This is a genomic window from Cytobacillus sp. FSL R7-0680, assembly GCF_038009245.1.
Lineage (GTDB): Bacteria > Bacillota > Bacilli > Bacillales > Cytobacillaceae > Cytobacillus > Cytobacillus kochii.
Map to the genome: position 1 here is coordinate 4339819 of NZ_JBBPAO010000001.1, position 18538 is coordinate 4358356.

The following is an 18538-nucleotide window of genomic DNA, read 5'->3' on the forward strand; positions in this document are numbered from 1 at the left end:
ATAAATAATTTACGGTTATAACCTTAATTACCAATGTTTTTGACTTATTATAATTATATTACCTCTATTTTAAAATATCTGATTTTTATTTACATTTAAAAAATTATGTGATAATTTAAGTGAAAATAAATATAACTTTTTTACGGTTGTAAACTTGTAAAAGGTTATATTTATATATGTTTTTTAAATGAAAGCGTTTTAAAAACGGGCTTTTTCTATAGAAGGTTGGTGCTCAAAAGCTTTTTTACAAAAATACTTACACAATCTCCACATAACAACACTGTTCATTGGGGTGTTTCAACGATTAAAATAATTTACTTATATGAGTAGCTATCAAAAAGAAAAAGCCACAATAACCAATAAGGAGATAAAAAGATGATTCTACACAAAGCTGAAACCTTTAGTAAGTCTGAAATGGAAGTGCTACAGTTAGAAGGATTAAAGAAAACTGTGAATCGAGTATTTGAACATGTCCCTTTCTATCAAAATAAGTTTCAAGAATTAAATATTACTCCGAATGATATCCAAACGCTTGATGATTTAAGTAAACTTCCTTTCACAAAAAAATCCGATTTAAGAGATAACTACCCTTATGGCTTGTTTGCGGTAGAGATGAAGGATGTCCTTCGCGTACATGCTTCATCTGGTACAAGTGGGAAACCAACGGTAGTTGGTTATACTCAAAATGACGTTGATAACTGGGCTGATTTAGCTGCTCGTGCGATTGCCTTAGCTGGTGGTGAACCGGATGGCATTTTCCAAAATGCCTATGGCTATGGGCTATTTACTGGGGGATTAGGGATTCATTTTGGTGCAGAAAGGTTAGGAATGGCGACAGTTCCGGTATCTGGTGGCAATACCGATCGCCAAATAATGATTATTGAGGATTTCAAACCGACAGTGATTGCAGGTACCCCTTCTTATATTTTGAAAATTGCAGAAGAAATGAAAGCGCAAGGCAAAGATCCAGCTAAGAGTTCCTTAAAATATGGCATTTTTGGTGCAGAACCTTGGACAGAAGGTATGCGTAAAAAACTTCAAGAGTTGTTCGGTATAAAGGCAAGTGATATTTACGGATTAAGTGAAGTGATGGGACCAGGTGTAGCGATGGAATGTCATGAAGAACAACAAGGTCTGCATATTGCTGACGATCATTTCTTGGTAGAAGTAATCGATCCTGATACGTTAGAACCAGTAGCTGAAGGAGAAATCGGCGAACTTGTTTTTACTAGTTTAACGAAGGAAGCGTTTCCAATTATTCGTTATCGTACAGGAGACTTAGCTTCAGTAAAATCTGGTACTTGTTCTTGTGGTAGAACAACGAAAAAAATGTCTCGAATTAAAGGGCGAATCGATGACATGATGATTATTCGCGGTGTAAATGTATTTCCTTCTGAAATCGAGCATTATTTATTACAAATAGAAGAATTGGCACCTATCTATCAAGTACATTTACTCAATGATGGGGTACTGGATAGTGTAGAACTTCATGTAGAAATGGATGAATTTATGTATCAAAAATCGAACGGTGTCGATTTAGAGGGATATACTTTAGGTTTAATGAAAAAAGTACAGCATTCCATGAAAAATAACTGTCTAGTTTCGATGAAAGTTAAAGTACATCCACCAAGGAGTATCCCGAGATCAGAAGGGAAAGCTGTTAGGATCGTTGATAAGCGACAAGTCGAAGTCATCTTGTGAAAAGATTAAAATGAATAATCAGAAAAATAAATTTGCTTTATAACATAACTATAATATATAATATCGTTATATAAACGTTATATAAAATATAAAATAACTCAAAGAAGAGAGGGAAGGTAGATGAGTAGTTCAGTTGTAGCGGAAACAGAAGAACAAAAGTATGAACAGTTTATGGAACGGATTAATCGCGGTGAACAAATCGAAGCTGATGATTGGATGCCTGAAGATTATCGCAATGCATTAATTAAATTGATTTCTATGCATGGAATCAGTGAGATTATGGGAGCGCTTCCAGAGAAAGAATGGGTACCTAAAGCCCCGTCTATACAAAGAAAACTCGGCATCATGGCAAAGGTACAAGATGAAATGGGGCATGGCCAATTACTATTGCGTGTCGCTGAAGACTTACTTAAGCCTACTGGCAAAACACGAGATGACATTATGCAGGATCTTTTTACAGGAAAATTGAAATTTCATAATGTATTTCATATGCCGGCACCGAGTTGGGGAGATGCAGGTTTAATTGGTTGGTTAGTAGATGGTGCGGCTATCATTACACAGACCAATATGCTTAACAGTTCGTATGCACCCTATTCGAGAGCATTGCATCGTATTTGTGCGGAAGAAGTCTTCCACGCTCAACACGGTGAAGCGATTATCATGGCATTAGCAGAGGGAACAGAGGAACAAAGAGAAATGGTGCAGGATGCTGTGACAAGATGGTGGGAGTCACTTCTGTTATTCTTCGGACCCCCAAGTTCCCAAGTAGGCAAGTCAAAACAAGATATTACCATCAAATACAAAATCAGACCAAAAACAAATGAAGAATTGCGTCAAGCGTTCCTCACAAAATATGTACCTAGAATTCTATCTCTTGGCTTAGAGATTCCTGATCCAACCATCCGTTTTGATGAAGAGAAGCAAGAATGGACCTATCAACAACCTGATTGGTCGAAATTAAAAGAAATCATGAGAAATAATGGTCCTAAATCTCAGGAACGCTTAAATCTTCGCCGCGTATCTTACGAAAATAATGCTTGGGTGCGAGAAGCATTAGGTCAGATTAGCTAAAGGAGGAAGTCAGATGGGTAGTAATGAATTTTTTCAAGAATTCGAAGTATTTAGTAAAAAGACATCAAAAGCAGCCTTTCAACATCAATTTAGCTTGCTTGCCCCTAATGCTGAAATGGCTATGGTTATGGCACAAGAGAACTTTTTGCGCCGTGAACCTGTAGCAGATATTTGGGTGGTTAATCGTAAAGAAATTCGTGGTTTAAATTATGAAGAAAAGCAGATGTTGAACCGGTTAGATAATAAGGAATACAGAACAACAAAAGGGTATGGCTACTTAAAGAAAAAATGGCGCCATTACGAGCAACAAATGTTAGATGAAAAAGAGATTCTATCATGGGGGGAGAAGTAAGATGAGCACAAATGCAGTGGAAATGACACCAGCGCATAAAGAAGCACTTGCTGAGCTTTTATTTCAGCTTGCTGATGATGACTTTCTCCTCTCTTACCGCGGTTCAGAATGGCTAGGGCTGGCGCCTCATATTGAAGAAGATGTTGCTTCATCTTCCATCAGTCAAGATACGATGGGTCATGCGAAAATGTATTACGGTTTACTAGAAGAGCTGGGGTATGGAAAGATAGATGATCTAGCACATGGACGATCGGCGAAGGAAAGAAAGAATAGTATATTAGTAGAACGCGAAAATGGTGCAGGCTACTATATGGAAACACCAAGATATGATTGGGCATATGCAGTTGTTCGCAATTATTTCTATACGCTAGCAAAAAAAGTGAAAGTAGATTCATTGAAAAAAACCACCTATCAGCCACTAGCTGAAGTAGCCACAAAAGTTAGCATGGAATTGTTTTATCATCATATACACTGGAGGACATGGTTTACGCAATTATTGTCTTCATCTGACGAGGCTAAAGAGCGTATGAACAAAGCAATTGAAGGAGTAATGGCTGACTTTGGTGATGTTTTCTCTTATGGTAATGCATCTCAAAGCTTTAAAGAATTTGCTTTAATTGAAGATGCAACGGTATTAAAACAAAGATGGGAAGCAGCACTTGAAGAAGTAGTGAAAGCGCTTCATATCGAATCGCATATCATACAGCAACCAGATCGAAATGGACGTTTAGGGGAACACACTGAGGAACTTGACCGGGCGTTAAGTACGTTATCAGAGGTTTATCGCCTCAATCCTGCTGTTCCTTGGTAAGATTTTTTAGAACATGTGAGGAGGAATAGAGATGTATCAATCGACTTTAGTAGCTGAAAAGGACATTATGGAAGCGCTTGAATTAGTTCAGGACCCTGAAATTAGCACAGTGAGTGTGGTAGACCTAGGGATGATCGAGGGTGTAGAAATACATGATTCGTATGTATCGATTACGATGCTTCCAACCTTTTTAGGGTGTCCAGCACTTGAAATCATCAAGAAGAATGTGGTCGAACAAATCCAAAGTGTAGCGGGGGTAGAAGCAGTAGAAGTATTATTTAAAACTGCACCTCCATGGACTTCAGATCGCATTACAGAAAAAGGACAAAAAGGACTAAAGGCGTTTGGTATTGCTCCACCTCCAAAGCATTTTACAGAAGACGGTTCTTGGCATGTGGATTGCCCCTATTGCGGATCAACCTATGTCACGCTTGATAATATATTTGGACCGACAGCCTGCAGAAGTATTTTATATTGTAAATCATGTAAAAATCCATTTGAAGCAATGAAACCAATATCAAACTTAATGTAAAGGGGAATATAAACAATGGTCAAATTAATCGCATTTTACAAGCAACCTGAAGATAAGGCAGCATTCGATGAGCATTATTACAATGTACACGTGCCAATTACTGAAAAAATCCCTGGATTACAAAAAATGAAAGTAACAAAAATGGTCGGTACACCAACCGGAGATGAGCCCAAATTTTATTTAATGTGTGAAATGTACTATGAAAATCATGAAGCATTGAAAAATGGTATGAAGTCACCTGAAGGTAAAGCATCAGCGAAAGATGTAATGGGGTTTGCAGGTAAACTGGTTAGCTTTGCTATCGGTGAAGAAGACGAATGAGTGAATACGCGTTTATAGAAACAAAAGTGGAGGATTATATTGGCATCATTGAGCTAAACCGTCCGAAGCAATTGAATGCTCTTAATCGTCAAATGATGAAAGAAATTGTTCAGGTAATGGAGCGTTATGATCAGGACGATACCGTGAGAGTCATCTTACTCAAAGGCAAAGGAAGAGCTTTTTCAGCAGGCGCAGATATTGACGAAATGTCGAATGATGATCCCATTCATCTAGAGCTGCTAAACCAATTTCAAGATTGGGATCGTCTTTCAGTGATAAAAAAACCGATTATCGGCGCTGTACAAGGCTTTGTTTTCGGAGGGGGATTTGAACTGGCCTTAAGTTGTGATGTATTGATTGCAGCTGAAGGTACGGAATTCTCCTTTCCTGAAGTTAATCTAGGTGTGATGCCAGGTGCTGGAGGTACACAGCGTTTAACCAAACTTGTAGGTCGCACGCTCGCATTAGAGTGGATATGGAGTGCGAAACGTATTCAAGTAGAAGAGGCGCAATCTCATGGCTTTGTAAATAGAATTGTATCTGGCGAACTATTAGAAGAAGAAACATTAAAGTTTGCGAAAATGATTGCAGAAAAGCCGCCACTAGCCATCCGCCTCATTAAAGATTCCGTTAATAAAGCGGTTGATTATTCTTTATATGAAGGCATGCAATATGAGCGAAAAAACTTCTATCTACTCTTCTCTTCAGAAGATCAAAAAGAAGGAATGAATGCTTTTATTGAGAAAAGAAAGCCCAAATTCCACGGAAAATAGAAAGAAGGTTGGCAATGTTCAATACAATTAATTATGAATGTCATGAAGGAATCAGTTGGATCAAGCTGAATCGTCCCGATAAATTGAACGCTTTTATTGCAGAAATGAATCGCGAAATTACACAAGCAGTAAAGCTAGCGGGTAAAGATGAAAAAGTACGCTGCATCGTTATTACTGGTGAAGGTAGAGCGTTTTGTTCCGGGCAAGATTTAGCTGAGGTAAATGATGATACGAATCACGGTGATTTACTAAGAAATCATTACACACCGATGGTAAAAGCAATAATGGCTTGCGAAAAACCTATTATTGCGGCGGTGAATGGCGTAGCTGCAGGAGCTGGATTTAGTTTAGCTTTAGCGTGTGATTTTCGTCTTGCTTCAGAAAAAGCTAGTTTTATCAATGCTTTTGTTAATATTGGTCTAATTCCGGACTCTGGTAATTTACATTTTCTTAGCCATTTAGTTGGCCGAGCAAAAGCGCTAGAGATTTCTGTTCTAGGGGAAAAAATCCCTGCACAGAAAGCCTTGGAGCTGGGTGTGATTAATCGCGTCATTCCACAAGATACTTGGCAAAAAGAAGTAGAGGAATTTGCAATTAAATTAGCGAAAATGCCTACAAAAGCCATTGGCTTAATTAAAAGATACTTAACACTGGCAGAGAATCTCCCGCTAGATGCTTATTTAGAAAAAGAAGCAGAAGGGCAACGAATTGCTGGTTTAACAAAGGATGCAAAAGAAGGCGTTCAAGCATTTATAGAGAAAAGACAACCTGAATATATCGGACAATAAAATTAGGAGTGGTAGACATGGCAACAGTTCAAGAAACAGCTAAAGAAGCAGTATCAATGAAGAGAGATTACTATCACCTGATAATTAATGGCGAAAAAGTAGAAAGCACAGGCGGAGCAACAATCAAAACTTATAACCCTGCTACTGGTGAATTATTGGCAGAGGTGGCAAAAGCGTCAAAAGAAGATGCAGAAAAAGCAGTTTTAGCAGCAAGAGAAGCATTTGACAACGGAAAGTGGAAGAAGTTTCCCGTTAATAAAAGATCGCGTATTATGAATAAAATCGCTGCTATTATGCGTAGTCGATTTAATGAACTTGTTGAATTAGAGATGCTTGATACGGGTAAAACATTAAGCACAGCACAAGGACAAGTGATGCAAGCGATTGAGGATTTTGAATTTTATGCAGGCGCGATTGTTGGCCACCGCGGAACAGTCAATCCAATGGCAGGACAATTTCACAACTATACTGAAAAGGAACCTGTAGGGGTTTGTGCACAAATCATCCCCTGGAACTATCCTCTAATGATGGCTGCTTGGAAGGTTGCTCCTGCGATTGCAGTTGGATGTTCAATCGTTGTGAAACCAGCTAGCTTAACACCACTTACAGCGATTATTTTAGGAGAAATCTGCATCGAAGCAGGTGTCCCAGCAGGAGTAGTAAATATCGTTCCTGGATCAGGTAAAGATGTAGGGAATTACTTAGTAGAGCACGATAGAGTGGATAAAGTGGCTTTCACAGGATCAACACCAATTGGTAAAGATATTATGGCGAAAGCTTCAGATACATTAAAACGCGTGACATTAGAGCTAGGTGGAAAATCACCAAATATCGTTTTCGATGATGCGGATATTGATGCAGCAGTTGTAGGATCGATCTACGGAATTTACTATAACACAGGTCAATCTTGTGAAGCTCGTTCTCGTCTCTATGTACATGAGGATATTTACGATGAATTTGTAGAGAAATTTGTTGAAAAAACAAAGTCATTAACATTAGGTAATCCATTTGATAAAGGGACACATGTTGGTGCTATTATTGATCAGAACCAATGGGATGTCATTGATGGTTATGTGCAATCTGCCAAAGATGAAGGCGCTGAAATTCTTGCGGGTGGGAAAGGTGCGCAAGTAGAAGGATTTGAAAATGGCTTTTGGTATGAGCCTACAGTGATTGCTAATGTGAATCATGAGATGAAAGTGGTTAAAGAAGAAATCTTTGGGCCAGTTGTTGTCATCATGAAATTCAAAGATGAAAAAGAAGCAGTTAAACTGGCGAATGATACTGTGTATGGTTTAGGCTCAGCTGTTTGGACAAAAGACGGAGCAAAAGCAACTAGAGTAGCAAACAAAATTGAAGCAGGAATTGTTATGGTGAACTGCCCATTCTCTGCTTTCCCTGGTACACCTTTTGGTGGTTACAAACAGTCAGGTTTCGGTCGTGAACTATGTATTGAAACATTAGATCTTTATACAGAAACAAAAAGTATTATTTCTTATTTTGGGAACAAACCGCTGAACCCATTCGGCATTTAAGGAATACACATATGCGGATGCCAAGACTATTGACGCTTGGCATCCGCCTTCATTTATTAATGGGAAATAGAGGAGGAGAGCATGATGAGTAAAATTGTTGTTGTCGGATCAGGTGTGATGGGCAGAGGGATTGCTTATGTGAGTGCAGTCGGTGGATACGAAGTTGTCTTGAATGATATAAAGGAAGAAGCGTTGAACAGTGCAAAAAAAGAGATTGAAAGTATTTTTGCAAAAGGTGTTTCTCGTGGGAAAATTACGGGTGAACAATCAGCCGCGGCTCAAGCGAATCTAAGCTATGCAACAGACTTGAAACAAGTAGTGGCTGATGCGGATCTTGTTATTGAGGCTGTTCCAGAAATTGCGAGCATTAAAAGGGACATTTTTGAAACGATAGATCAATTTGCACCTGGACATTGTCGTTTTGCCTCCAATACATCAACAATGAGCCCGACGGAAATTGGCTCTTATACGAACCGTCCAGAAAAAACAATCGCCATGCACTTCTTCAACCCGGTACATAAAATGCCGCTAATTGAAATCATTCGCGGATTAGAAACGAATGATGACACAGTTGCTTTTATTGAAGGTGTTGCTGGCAAAATGGGTAAGGAAACAGTTGTTGTAAATGAGTTTCCAGGGTTTGTAACGAGTCGAATGAGTGCGCTCGTCGGAAATGAAGCATTTTACATGCTTCAAGAAGGATTAGGGACGCCAGAAGATATTGATAAAGCGATTAAGTTAGGTCTGAATTATCCGATGGGGCCATTCGAATTAGTCGATTTGGTAGGTTTGGATGCAAGATTAAACAACTTAAGGTATTTACATGAAAAATTAGGTGAAAAATACCGTCCTGCTCCATTACTAGAACAATACGTCAAAGCTGGCAGATTGGGAAGAAAATCTGGCAAAGGCGTCTATGATTACACGAAAAAACCCGAGGAGGCCCTGTAAAATGAGAGAAGTTGTTATCGTTGATGCAGTAAGAACACCAATTGGTCGCTATAAAGGCGCATTAAAGGATGTCCGTCCCGATGATTTAGGTTCAACAGTCATTAAAGCATTGGTCGATCGGAACCCTGGGTTACCTGCTGAGCAAATAGAAGAGGTTGTCCTAGGCAATGCCAATCAAGCGGGAGAAGACAATCGGAACGTTGGGCGTATGTCAGCCCTTTTAGCAGGTTTACCTATTGATGTTGCAGGTACAACATTGAACCGCCTCTGTGGGTCCGGATTAGATGCTGTTTTATATGCAGCACGTGCGATTGCCATTGGTGAAGGTGACGTTTATATTGCTGGTGGTACAGAGAGTATGACGCGTGCACCATTTGTGATGGCTAAACCGAGTAAAGACTACCCAAGAGGTAATATGGAAATGTTCGATACAACGATTGGTTGGCGTTTTACGAATAAAAAGCTTCATGAAATGTATGGTACAGACTCGATGCCACAAACAGCTGAAAATGTAGCCAAACGTTACAATATTTCTCGTGAAGATCAAGATAGATTTGCTTACGAAAGCCAACAACGTGCAAAAACCGCTATGGACGCTAATATTTTTAAAGAGGAAATGGTCCCTGTTGTCTATCACGATCGTAAAGGAAATGAAGTAGTAGTGGATACGGACGAGCACCCACGTCCCGATACCTCATTAGAAAAGTTAGCTAAACTACGTCCCATTTTTGAAGGCGGAACAATTACTGCAGGCAATGCTTCTGGTGTCAATGATGGTGCAAGTGCATTGTTAATTATGAGTGCGGATAAAGCAAAAGAGTTAGGACTAAAACCATTAGTATCCTATGTTGCTGGTGCAACAGCCGGACTAGAACCAGCAGTCATGGGACTCGGCCCAATCTATGCATCAAGAAAGGCGCTAGACCGTGCCAATTTATCTACAGCTGATATTGGCTTGGTTGAACTAAACGAAGCTTTTGCATCACAATCAATAGAATGCGTGAAACAACTTGAATTAGATACAGACAAAGTCAACGTCAACGGAGGGGCGATTGCCTTCGGTCACCCATTAGGGGCAAGTGGTGCGAGAATTCTTACGACATTGATATATGAAATGAAACGTAGAAAAGAAACATATGGACTAGCAACGATGTGTATTGGAGTGGGACAAGGTATTGCTGCTATTGTGAAAAATGTAGAGGAATAAAGAATGATATTGTTTGGCAATGTCCCCTTCATGTATAAGGGGACATTGCAGCATTTAATAGGGAGTAAATCTTGTGTTATTAAGTGAAAAGGCAAGAACCATTATCAGAGGAAAGTGATCCACGCTACGTCGAAAGTGTAAAATTTTCGTTCTTGGTAAATGAGAGCCTCACAAAAGAGGGCATTATAGCAATGGCAAAATCCTGATATTAACAATCCATAAATTATGGTATCAATAGGCTAAACATCCAGCGATTAAATCTATCAAATAGTATCCTTTAAAGGAGGAAAACTCAATGACAAACGTATTATTCAAGCTAGAGAATCATATTGCAACGGTTACGATTAATCGTCCAGACGTCCTTAATTGTTTTGATTATGCTACACTGAAACAGCTTCAAGAAACGGTAGCGGATATGCAAATAAATCCAGATGTACGTGTGGTTATTTTCACAGGGGCAGGAGATAAAGCCTTTAGTGCTGGAGCAGATTTAAAAGAAAGAAAAACATTGAATGAACAACAAACAAGAAGAAATGTCCGCTTAATTCGTGATGTGTTCAATGATATTGCAAATCTACCGATGCCAACGATTGCTGCAATAAACGGATATGCCTTTGGTGGAGGGTTCGAACTGATTCTTGCTTGTGATTTTGCTCTCTCAGTAGAAGATGCTAAATTAGGTTTAACTGAAACGAGTTGGGCAATCATTCCAGGTGCTGGTGGTACACAGCGCTTACCGAGAGTGGTTGGAGAAATGAAAGCGAAGGAGTTAATCTTCACAGCCGCGAAAATATCTGCCAATGAAGCATATGGATTAGGAATTTTGACAAGAGTAGTAGAGAAAGAGGCTTTACAATCGACTTGCATCAACTTCGCACAACAAATGTTGAAAAGCGGGCCTGTGGCGCTCATCCAGGCAAAATATGCAATCTCACAAGGGATGAACACGGATATTCAAACTGGGATGGCGATTGAATCGAAGGCATATGAACTAACGTTACCGACAAATGATCGTGTCGAGGCACTGCAAGCATTTAGTGAAAAAAGACAACCGGTGTTTCAAGGGAAATAACTATTGCGTTTCTTTGTCTTTTTTAGATAAGATAAAAGATAAAGTACGAATGGAAAAAGAGTGTGATAGAAATGGGCAATAATACGCAATCTTTAATCTTTACGATATATGGAGATTACTTGCGTCATTATGGCAATAAGATTTGGATAGGTACGCTCATTCACCTACTGAAAGAATTTGGCCATAATGAGCAGTCAACAAGAGTAGCCATGTCCCGAATGTACAAGCAAGGCTGGGTTCAGTCTGAAAAGAAAGGGAATAAAAGCTATTACTATTTGACCCCGCGTGGAGAAGATCGGATGGAGGAAGCTGCGGGTAGGATATTTAAACTGAACCCGCATAGTTGGAAAGGTAAATGGTGTTTTCTTATGTATTCGATTCCAGAGGAAAAACGCCAGGTTCGTGATGAGTTCAGAAAAGAGCTTGTTTGGAGTGGATTCGGTAGTTTTCAAAATGGTTTTTGGATCTCACCAAATAACCTAGAAAAAGAAGTCAAGCAACTTGTTAAGAAGTATGAGATAGAGTCTTATGTTGACTTCTTTGTTTCGGAATATAAGGGGCCTCAAGATAGCCTGTCATTAGTGGAGAGAAGTTGGCCTGTAGATGAAATTCAAGCAAAGTATGAAGAGTTTATTTCTACATATAGTAAGCAATATATTATTCATCAAAGTATGATTCAAGATGGGAAAATGACGAAAGCAGAGTGTTTTGTCGAAAGGACATTACTTGTTCATGAATACCGTAAATTTCTCTTTATCGATCCAGGTCTACCGAAGGAGCTCCTTCCTGTAGAGTGGAATGGGAACCATGCAGCACTTTTATTTACGCAATATTATAAATTACTTGCAGAACCTGCAAATGAATTCTTCGAAGAGATTTTTCGGAAGGATAATGATATCAAACGAAAAGATGCCGATTATGATGTGTCGAAGCATCCTTTAATGAGTGAAGAATAAAACGATGGCTATTTCTGGCCATCGTTTTTTACTTGTTGCCCTTGAAATTCTGCGCCTTTTTGCACATAACTATCAATAGAAAGTTGTATTAACGCCAGATCCTTATCATCGATTGCACGTACAACTTTTCCGGGTGAGCCGATCACAAGGGAGCGTGGTGGAATTTTTTTATTGGCTGGTATAAGCGTATTGGCACCAATAATACATTCTTCTCCAATGTGTGCCCCATCTAAAATGGTTGATCCCATACCTACAATTGAGCGCTTACCAATATGGCAACCATGAAGAATAGCATTATGGCCTACTGTTACTTCATCTTCAATAATTGTTGGTGAACCTTCATATAGATGAATGGTTGCATTATCTTGAATACTACACCGTTCTCCAATGATTATTCTATCTTCATCTCCTCTAATGACAGCATTAAACCAAACAGAGGATTGTTTCCCAATGATTACATCGCCAATAATATAAGATCCTGGTGCTTGAAATACGGTTTGATCTACAGAAGGTTTCTTGTCTCGGTAAGGTATGATCATTATTTTTTCCTCACTTTTATATTTTTTAGAATTGTCATACATTAAAATTTATTATAACATAATTATTACAGGTGGTGAAAAAATGAAATACTTAACAACTCTTTTAAATATTCAATATCCCATTATTCAAGGAGGGATGGGCAATATCAGCTCTGCACAATTAACAGCGGCTATATCTGAAGCAGGGGGCTTAGGGACGATCGGTTGTGGGACATCATCCGTTGAAGAAGTAGCCGAAAAGATTAAAGCAGTGAAAGAAATGACAACAAAACCGTTTGCCGTCAATATTCCCCTGACTGTTACAGAAGACGTAATAGGGATGATGAAATTGGTTATAAAAGAGCAAGTGCCGATTGTTTCTCTTTCAGCAGGGAATCCAGCACCATACATAGCTAAGCTACATGAGGTGGGGATAAAAGTCATTGTCGTTGTCGCTTCAGTGAAGCATGCTATGAAGGCGGAACGAGCAGGAGCGGATATATTAGTAGCGGAAGGTTTTGAGGCAGCGGGAATTAACTCAAGCTTAGAACTTACGACTTTTACGTTAATTCCACAAATCGTCAAGGCTGTAAATGTTCCGGTTGTTGCAGCTGGTGGTATTGGTGATGGGAGTGGATTAGCAGCAGCTATGATGTTAGGAGCAAGTGGTTGCCAAATGGGAACGAGGTTTATTGCCACAGAAGAAGCACCTTTTCATGAAAACTATAAGAAAAAAATCATTCAGGGTGATGACCTTTCAACAATGATATTAGGCAGACCACATGGGAAAGTAAGAAGAGTCATCACTGTGCCGTATACTCAAACAGTACTAGCAGAACAGGAAAATGATTCAGTTGAACAATATTTAGCAAAAACATCGGAAACACAGCATGTATTAGGCGCTATTGAGGGTGATTTTGAAAACGGCTTCATAAATGGTGGGCAGGTTGTTGGGCTTATTGACAGAATCCCGACTGTGAAAGCCTTAATTGAACAAATGATGAAGGATTTAGAAGCGCAGGTAAGTAAAATTCATCAGCAGTTATTTAAATAAGTAAAAGAGTCACGACATTATTAGATGAACTAATTTCAAAAACGAACAATAACAAAATATAGTTTATAAAAAATCATTTGCAAAAAAGTCCGTTCCATTGCACTACAGACACTCGCTTTCCGCGGGGAGGGGCTGAGCCTCCTCGGCATTGCCTGCGGGGTCTCAGCTTTCCCTCTATTTCCCGCAGGAGTCGAGTGTCTTCCGCTTCTTTCACTATTCTTATTCATATAAGGATTCAAATCACAGAAAAAAACCGAATGATTAGATGTTAATCATTCGGATAAATCATTAGCTATATACTTATGTCCCAACCTCTATGCTTTATGCCACGTGATTTTGTTTGCGTTTTTTTGCCTTTTCTGCAGTCGCAGTAAACAATACATCAGAAGATGAGTTCAATGCGGTTTCACAAGAGTCTTGTAGAACTCCAATAATGAATCCAACTGCAACGACCTGCATGGCTACATCATTAGAAATTCCGAACAAGCTAGCTGCTAGAGGAATTAATAATAGAGAGCCCCCAGCGACACCTGATGCACCGGCAGCAGATACAGCAGATAGGACACTTAAAATAATGGCTGTCCAAAGATCTACTTCAATACCTAGAGTATGGGCAGCGGCTAGTGTTAATACGGAGATAGTCACAGCAGCTCCTGCCATATTAATTGTAGCACCTAGTGGGATAGAGATAGAATAAGTATCTTCATCTAAATCCATCTTTTTACAAAGATTTAAGTTTACAGGGATATTAGCAGCAGAGCTTCTAGTGAAGAATGCAGTAATCGCACTTTCTCTTAATGTTTGTAAAACCATTGGATAAGGGTTTTCTCTTGTGAAAATGAAAACGATCAATGGGTTAACTACAAGTGCAATAAAGAACATACAGCCAAGCAACAAGATTAAAAGCTGTCCATATTCTGTTAATGCGGAAAGGCCATTAGAAGCAATCGCATCAAAAACAAGACCTAAAATACCGATTGGTGCTAACTCAATTACCCATTTAACAATAGTAGTAATCGCGTCTGAGATGTTTGCTAATGCCGTTTTGGTTGTATCTGCAGCAATTGATTTTAAAACAATACCTAATACAATTGCCCAAGCTAAAATACCAATATAATTCGCATTCATCAATGCGTTAACTGGATTATCTACTATATTAAATAATAATGTTTGTAATACTTCTACAATCCCGCCAGGTGGTGTTACATCATCTGCTCCCGTTTGGAGTGTAAGGCTTACAGGGAAAATGAAGCTAGCAATTACGGCGATGACACCAGCTGAAAATGTTCCTATTGCATATAGAAAGATAATCATTTTCATATTCGTTTGTTGGCCTGTTTTATGACTAGCAATGGCGTTTATAACTAGAAATAAGACTAAAATTGGTGCAACAGCTTTTAAAGCACCGACAAATAGAGAACCAAATATAGAAATCCAACTAGCTTGTGGAACAACTAAAGCTAATATAATACCAATAATCAGACCAGCTAGAATACGCTTTACTAAACTAATTTCGCTCCATTTACGTATGAAGTTTTTCATGATGCTCCTCCAAATTCAAATTTAATATATTAATATAATGTACAGTTGTCGCGTCCACGTGGACAATATCTTTCAATAAGTGTATCACGAATTGTTCATTAACGGAATAAGAAATTATTTCGAAATATTCATTTTTGATAGATGATTTTCCTTCAAAGAGTCTATGTGCTGCTCTTTCTTTAATAGATATAAAATAAAAATAGTAAATGATGGCATTCGCAAGATATGTTACTTCCCGTTCGCTAGTTTTAGATTTTTTGTGATCGTTTTACATAATGATTAATTGTCTTCCTTCCTTTTTATTACATATTTAATATATTTATAAAGCAGCGACGAAGGTATTTGAATTTACCTAGGTTTATAAAAACGTAAGTTCCTGCTTTATTATTTTTCATTTTGATTATATAGATATTTCACAGGTAAATACCATTGAATGGAATGTTATTGTAAAATATTTCATATATTAAATACTATTGACTGCAGCTTGATTATCTGCAATAATAAACTCAATTAAATACTGGTACCTTTAATTCAGTCCAGAGAGGCTGGCAAGGGCAGCGGATATCATTATTTCTGTAGTGATATAGTATTTTCTAGAGAGAAATACTATATATAATCATATACAGATAATGAAATTAGGGGCTAATTGTCAGATCTAACTGATGATTAGTCTCTTTTTTTTCTGCTTTTTGGTATCAGAAAACTGATGGAGGGATTTACAAATGAGTAAAATCGATCAAGAGTTTTCGTGGCAAGCGGTGCCAAAATCGCAGAGAAATAATTTCTGGAAGACATTATTTGTTATGTTAGGGTTCACGTTTTTCTCAGCAAGCATGTTAGCAGGAGGCGAGCTTGGTATAGGACTCAGCTTTAGTGAGTTTATTATCATCGTCCTCTTAGGGAATTTACTATTAGGCATATATACAGGTGCTCTTGCACATATTGCTGCCAAGACAGGATTGTCCACACATCTTTTAGCTAAATATGCTTTTGGAGAGAAAGGGTCGTATTTACCTTCCTTTTTACTAGGATTTACGCAAGTCGGTTGGTTTGGTGTTGGTGTGGCTATGTTTGCTGTTCCTGTAGCAACAGCGCTAGATTGGAATGTGTATGCACTTATCTTTGGTTTCGGTATTGCGATGACAATCACTTCTCTCTACGGGATGAAGTCATTGGTTATTTTAGGGTTTATTGCAGTACCAGCAATCACACTCTTGGGTGGTTATTCAGTTATAGAAGGAATTTCAGCTTTTGGTGGCTTAGAAGGCTTAATGGATTATACACCTGCGCAAACGATGACAGTTGCTGCAGCATTGTCCATCTGCATAGGGTCATTTATAAGCGGCGGAACATTGACACCTGACTTTGCAAGGTTTGCTAGGACTTCTAAGCAAGCCGTAACAGCGACGGTCATCGCCTTTTTCTTAGGAAATTCACTTATGTTTTTATTTGGTGCAGTCGGTGCGATGGCATATGGTTTAGCTGATATATCTGAAGTCATGTTTTTACAGGGATTGATGATTCCAGCTGTACTTGTATTAGGACTTAACATCTGGACAACGAATGATAACGCCTTATATGCATCGGGGCTTGGTTTTGCCAATATTACGAAGATTTCCAAGAAAGTATTTGTTGTCGTAAATGGTTTGGTTGGTACCATCTTTGCTATGTGGATGTACAATAACTTCGTTGGTTTCTTAAATATCCTAAGTGCTGCCGTACCATCTATCGGTGCGATTATCATAGCCGATTACTTCTTCATTAAACGTAGAAACTATGAAGGATTTGAGCAAGCGAAATTTAAAGTCATTAATTGGGTGGCCATGGGAGCATGGGCACTAGGGGTTACTTTTGCTCAAATTATGCCGGGCATCACACCTCTTAATGCATTGTTTGGCACAGCAATCATTTATATCGTTTTAACCTTCATTGTAGCAAAAATATCAAAATCTAAGGAGATGACAACTAATGATCATACAGAACGCGAAATTACGGGGTAAAGAAGGGCTATGGCAATTAATTATTAAAGATGGTGTTTTTCACGAGATTACACAAAAAACAATTGAAGTTCCAGATGGTGAACAAGTAATTGATGTTGATGGGGCGCTCACTTTACCTCCATTTATTGAACCTCATATTCATCTGGATACAACTTTAACAGCAGGTGAGCCAGAATGGAATAGAAGTGGTACTTTATTTGAGGGAATCCAAAGATGGTCAGAGCGGAAAGCATTTTTAACTCCAGAAGATGTTAAAACAAGGGCGAAGCAAGCGCTAAAATGGCAAATTGCCCAAGGGATTCAGCATGTTCGCACACATGTCGATACCACAGATACAACCTTAACAGCTGTTAAAGCTTTATTGGAAGTAAAGGAAGAAATGAAAGACTATGTTAATATCCAGCTTGTTGCTTTCCCGCAAGAAGGGATTTTATCGTATCCAAGTGGGGCAGAGCTGATGGAAGAAGCGTTGAAAATGGGTGTCGATGTCGTTGGTGGTATTCCACACTTTGAATTTACAAGAGAATATGGCGTAGAGTCGATGAAGATTGCTTTTGACCTTGCCGAAAAATACAATCGTTTAATTGATATTCATTGTGATGAAATAGATGATGAACAGTCACGTTTTGTTGAGGTTGTTGCTAAAGAGGCGTATGAGCGGGGTTTAGGAACACGAACAACAGCAAGTCATACGACAGCGATGGGTTCTTATAATGATGCTTACACATATAAGCTATTCCGCTTACTGAAGATGTCTAACATTAATTTTGTTTCAAACCCATTAGTCAACATTCATTTGCAAGGAAGATTTGATACGTATCCAAAAAGAAGGGGATTGACTAGGGTAAAAGAAATCCAAGAAGCTGGACTTAATATTTGCTTTGGTCATGATGATATTTTTGACCCTTGGTATCCTCTAGGAACAGGAAATATGTTACAAGTACTTCATATGGGTATTCACGCTTCACAGTTGCTAGGTTATGAACAAATTGTCAATTCAATCGATTTGATTACGAAAAATAGTGCAAAGACATTACAAATCGAGGATGAATATGGTATTGAGAAAGGTAAACCGGCGAATTTTATTATCCTTGAAGCAGAAAATGAATATGAGGCCGTTAGGAAACAAGCGACAATCCTTTATTCTATTCGCGGAGGTAAAGTGATAGCTGAAACGAAGCCACAAGTAACCAATATTACATTTGGAGATCATGTTGAGCAAGTTAATTTTAAAAAATGAATTTCAAGATAATGACCACAGAGAAAATCTGTGGTTTTTTCTATAAGAATTTTTGAATGAAGCACACAAAATTATTTATCGGCAAAAGGAAGAGGAGTGGTTTTAGTAAAAGGG

At 38.6% G+C, this 18538-nt stretch carries 18 protein-coding genes; 16 read left to right on the plus strand and 2 right to left on the minus strand.

The genetic code is table 11. The features are described from left to right. Nucleotides 1-375: 375 nt before the first annotated feature. The 13 genes from MKY26_RS21800 (at nt 376) to paaX (ending at nt 12070) form a co-directional block, all read left to right on the plus strand. The gene (locus tag MKY26_RS21800; protein ID WP_341098617.1) at nt 376-1701 is read left to right on the plus strand and encodes a phenylacetate--CoA ligase family protein; all 1326 of its coding nucleotides are present in this window, start codon (nt 376-378) and stop codon (nt 1699-1701) included. 120 nt (nt 1702-1821) lie between these two features. Beyond that, complete coding sequence (paaA, locus tag MKY26_RS21805) at nt 1822-2772, plus strand: 1,2-phenylacetyl-CoA epoxidase subunit PaaA (protein WP_341098619.1); 951 nt, start codon at nt 1822-1824, stop codon at nt 2770-2772. Between the two features lie 13 nt (nt 2773-2785). Then, complete coding sequence (gene paaB, locus MKY26_RS21810; RefSeq protein ID WP_095370460.1) at nt 2786-3124, plus strand: 1,2-phenylacetyl-CoA epoxidase subunit PaaB; 339 nt, start codon at nt 2786-2788, stop codon at nt 3122-3124. Nucleotide 3125: 1 nt separating this feature from the next. After that, on the plus strand, nt 3126-3935 hold the full coding sequence (paaC, locus tag MKY26_RS21815) for a 1,2-phenylacetyl-CoA epoxidase subunit PaaC (protein WP_341098624.1): 810 nt from the start codon (nt 3126-3128) through the stop codon (nt 3933-3935). A gap of 31 nt (nt 3936-3966) precedes the next feature. After that, nucleotides 3967-4467, plus strand: a complete 501-nt coding sequence (gene paaD, locus MKY26_RS21820; RefSeq protein ID WP_341098627.1) for a 1,2-phenylacetyl-CoA epoxidase subunit PaaD — start codon at nt 3967-3969, stop codon at nt 4465-4467. Between the two features lie 15 nt (nt 4468-4482). After that, on the plus strand, nt 4483-4788 hold the full coding sequence (locus MKY26_RS21825; protein WP_095370457.1) for an EthD family reductase: 306 nt from the start codon (nt 4483-4485) through the stop codon (nt 4786-4788). Then, nucleotides 4785-5561, plus strand: a complete 777-nt coding sequence (locus MKY26_RS21830; RefSeq protein ID WP_095370456.1) for an enoyl-CoA hydratase/isomerase family protein — start codon at nt 4785-4787, stop codon at nt 5559-5561. Before MKY26_RS21825 ends, MKY26_RS21830 begins: the two co-directional genes overlap by 4 nt. Nucleotides 5562-5575: 14 nt before the next feature. After that, complete coding sequence (locus MKY26_RS21835; protein ID WP_095370455.1) at nt 5576-6349, plus strand: enoyl-CoA hydratase-related protein; 774 nt, start codon at nt 5576-5578, stop codon at nt 6347-6349. 17 nt (nt 6350-6366) lie between these two features. Next, nucleotides 6367-7884 (plus strand): aldehyde dehydrogenase family protein, encoded by a 1518-nt coding sequence (locus tag MKY26_RS21840; RefSeq protein WP_341098632.1) that lies wholly within the window; start codon nt 6367-6369, stop codon nt 7882-7884. A gap of 81 nt (nt 7885-7965) precedes the next feature. Next, on the plus strand, nt 7966-8835 hold the full coding sequence (locus MKY26_RS21845; RefSeq protein WP_095370453.1) for a 3-hydroxyacyl-CoA dehydrogenase: 870 nt from the start codon (nt 7966-7968) through the stop codon (nt 8833-8835). A 1-nt stretch (nt 8836) separates the two neighbouring features. Continuing rightward, the gene (locus MKY26_RS21850; RefSeq protein WP_341098634.1) at nt 8837-10042 is read left to right on the plus strand and encodes a thiolase family protein; all 1206 of its coding nucleotides are present in this window, start codon (nt 8837-8839) and stop codon (nt 10040-10042) included. A 295-nt stretch (nt 10043-10337) separates the two neighbouring features. After that, nucleotides 10338-11114: an enoyl-CoA hydratase-related protein gene (locus MKY26_RS21855; protein WP_341098637.1), complete on the plus strand. Its 777-nt coding sequence runs from the start codon at nt 10338-10340 to the stop codon at nt 11112-11114. Nucleotides 11115-11185: 71 nt separating this feature from the next. Beyond that, nucleotides 11186-12070, plus strand: coding sequence for a phenylacetic acid degradation operon negative regulatory protein PaaX (paaX, locus tag MKY26_RS21860; RefSeq protein ID WP_095370450.1), 885 nt, complete (start codon nt 11186-11188; stop codon nt 12068-12070). 8 nt (nt 12071-12078) lie between these two features. On the opposite strand, the gene MKY26_RS21865 is transcribed toward paaX, so the two are convergent. Continuing rightward, on the minus strand, nt 12079-12609 hold the full coding sequence (locus MKY26_RS21865; protein ID WP_307314825.1) for a gamma carbonic anhydrase family protein: 531 nt from the start codon (nt 12607-12609) through the stop codon (nt 12079-12081). Between the two features lie 82 nt (nt 12610-12691). Here MKY26_RS21865 and MKY26_RS21870 point away from each other — a divergent pair, with 82 nt between their 5' ends. Beyond that, complete coding sequence (locus MKY26_RS21870; RefSeq protein ID WP_095370448.1) at nt 12692-13642, plus strand: NAD(P)H-dependent flavin oxidoreductase; 951 nt, start codon at nt 12692-12694, stop codon at nt 13640-13642. A gap of 321 nt (nt 13643-13963) precedes the next feature. Here the strand turns inward: MKY26_RS21870 and sstT are convergent, their stop codons facing one another. Then, nucleotides 13964-15184: a serine/threonine transporter SstT gene (gene sstT, locus MKY26_RS21875; protein WP_095370447.1), complete on the minus strand. Its 1221-nt coding sequence runs from the start codon at nt 15182-15184 to the stop codon at nt 13964-13966. Between the two features lie 722 nt (nt 15185-15906). On the opposite strand from sstT, the gene codB reads away from it, so the two are divergent. Further along, nucleotides 15907-17184, plus strand: a complete 1278-nt coding sequence (gene codB, locus MKY26_RS21880; protein WP_307319080.1) for a cytosine permease — start codon at nt 15907-15909, stop codon at nt 17182-17184. Next, on the plus strand, nt 17153-18424 hold the full coding sequence (locus MKY26_RS21885) for a cytosine deaminase (protein WP_322909918.1): 1272 nt from the start codon (nt 17153-17155) through the stop codon (nt 18422-18424). The genes codB and MKY26_RS21885 overlap by 32 nt, the downstream gene beginning before the upstream one ends. Nucleotides 18425-18538: the final 114 nt, after the last annotated feature.

What these genes read in the sequence shown, in the direction of transcription:
- MKY26_RS21885 (WP_322909918.1), top strand. Translation starts at nt 17,153, where the DNA reads ATGATCATACAGAACGCGAAATTACGGGGTAAAGAAGGGCTATGGCAA.
- MKY26_RS21850 (WP_341098634.1), top strand. Translation starts at nt 8,837, where the DNA reads ATGAGAGAAGTTGTTATCGTTGATGCAGTAAGAACACCAATTGGTCGC.
- MKY26_RS21800 (WP_341098617.1), top strand. Translation starts at nt 376, where the DNA reads ATGATTCTACACAAAGCTGAAACCTTTAGTAAGTCTGAAATGGAAGTG.
- paaA (WP_341098619.1), top strand. Translation starts at nt 1,822, where the DNA reads ATGAGTAGTTCAGTTGTAGCGGAAACAGAAGAACAAAAGTATGAACAG.
- MKY26_RS21835 (WP_095370455.1), top strand. Translation starts at nt 5,576, where the DNA reads ATGTTCAATACAATTAATTATGAATGTCATGAAGGAATCAGTTGGATC.
- MKY26_RS21855 (WP_341098637.1), top strand. Translation starts at nt 10,338, where the DNA reads ATGACAAACGTATTATTCAAGCTAGAGAATCATATTGCAACGGTTACG.
- MKY26_RS21830 (WP_095370456.1), top strand. Translation starts at nt 4,785, where the DNA reads ATGAGTGAATACGCGTTTATAGAAACAAAAGTGGAGGATTATATTGGC.
- paaD (WP_341098627.1), top strand. Translation starts at nt 3,967, where the DNA reads ATGTATCAATCGACTTTAGTAGCTGAAAAGGACATTATGGAAGCGCTT.
- MKY26_RS21870 (WP_095370448.1), top strand. Translation starts at nt 12,692, where the DNA reads ATGAAATACTTAACAACTCTTTTAAATATTCAATATCCCATTATTCAA.
- MKY26_RS21825 (WP_095370457.1), top strand. Translation starts at nt 4,483, where the DNA reads ATGGTCAAATTAATCGCATTTTACAAGCAACCTGAAGATAAGGCAGCA.
- MKY26_RS21840 (WP_341098632.1), top strand. Translation starts at nt 6,367, where the DNA reads ATGGCAACAGTTCAAGAAACAGCTAAAGAAGCAGTATCAATGAAGAGA.
- sstT (WP_095370447.1), bottom strand. Translation starts at nt 15,184, where the DNA reads ATGAAAAACTTCATACGTAAATGGAGCGAAATTAGTTTAGTAAAGCGT.
- MKY26_RS21845 (WP_095370453.1), top strand. Translation starts at nt 7,966, where the DNA reads ATGATGAGTAAAATTGTTGTTGTCGGATCAGGTGTGATGGGCAGAGGG.
- paaC (WP_341098624.1), top strand. Translation starts at nt 3,126, where the DNA reads ATGAGCACAAATGCAGTGGAAATGACACCAGCGCATAAAGAAGCACTT.
- paaB (WP_095370460.1), top strand. Translation starts at nt 2,786, where the DNA reads ATGGGTAGTAATGAATTTTTTCAAGAATTCGAAGTATTTAGTAAAAAG.
- MKY26_RS21865 (WP_307314825.1), bottom strand. Translation starts at nt 12,609, where the DNA reads ATGATCATACCTTACCGAGACAAGAAACCTTCTGTAGATCAAACCGTA.
- codB (WP_307319080.1), top strand. Translation starts at nt 15,907, where the DNA reads ATGAGTAAAATCGATCAAGAGTTTTCGTGGCAAGCGGTGCCAAAATCG.
- paaX (WP_095370450.1), top strand. Translation starts at nt 11,186, where the DNA reads ATGGGCAATAATACGCAATCTTTAATCTTTACGATATATGGAGATTAC.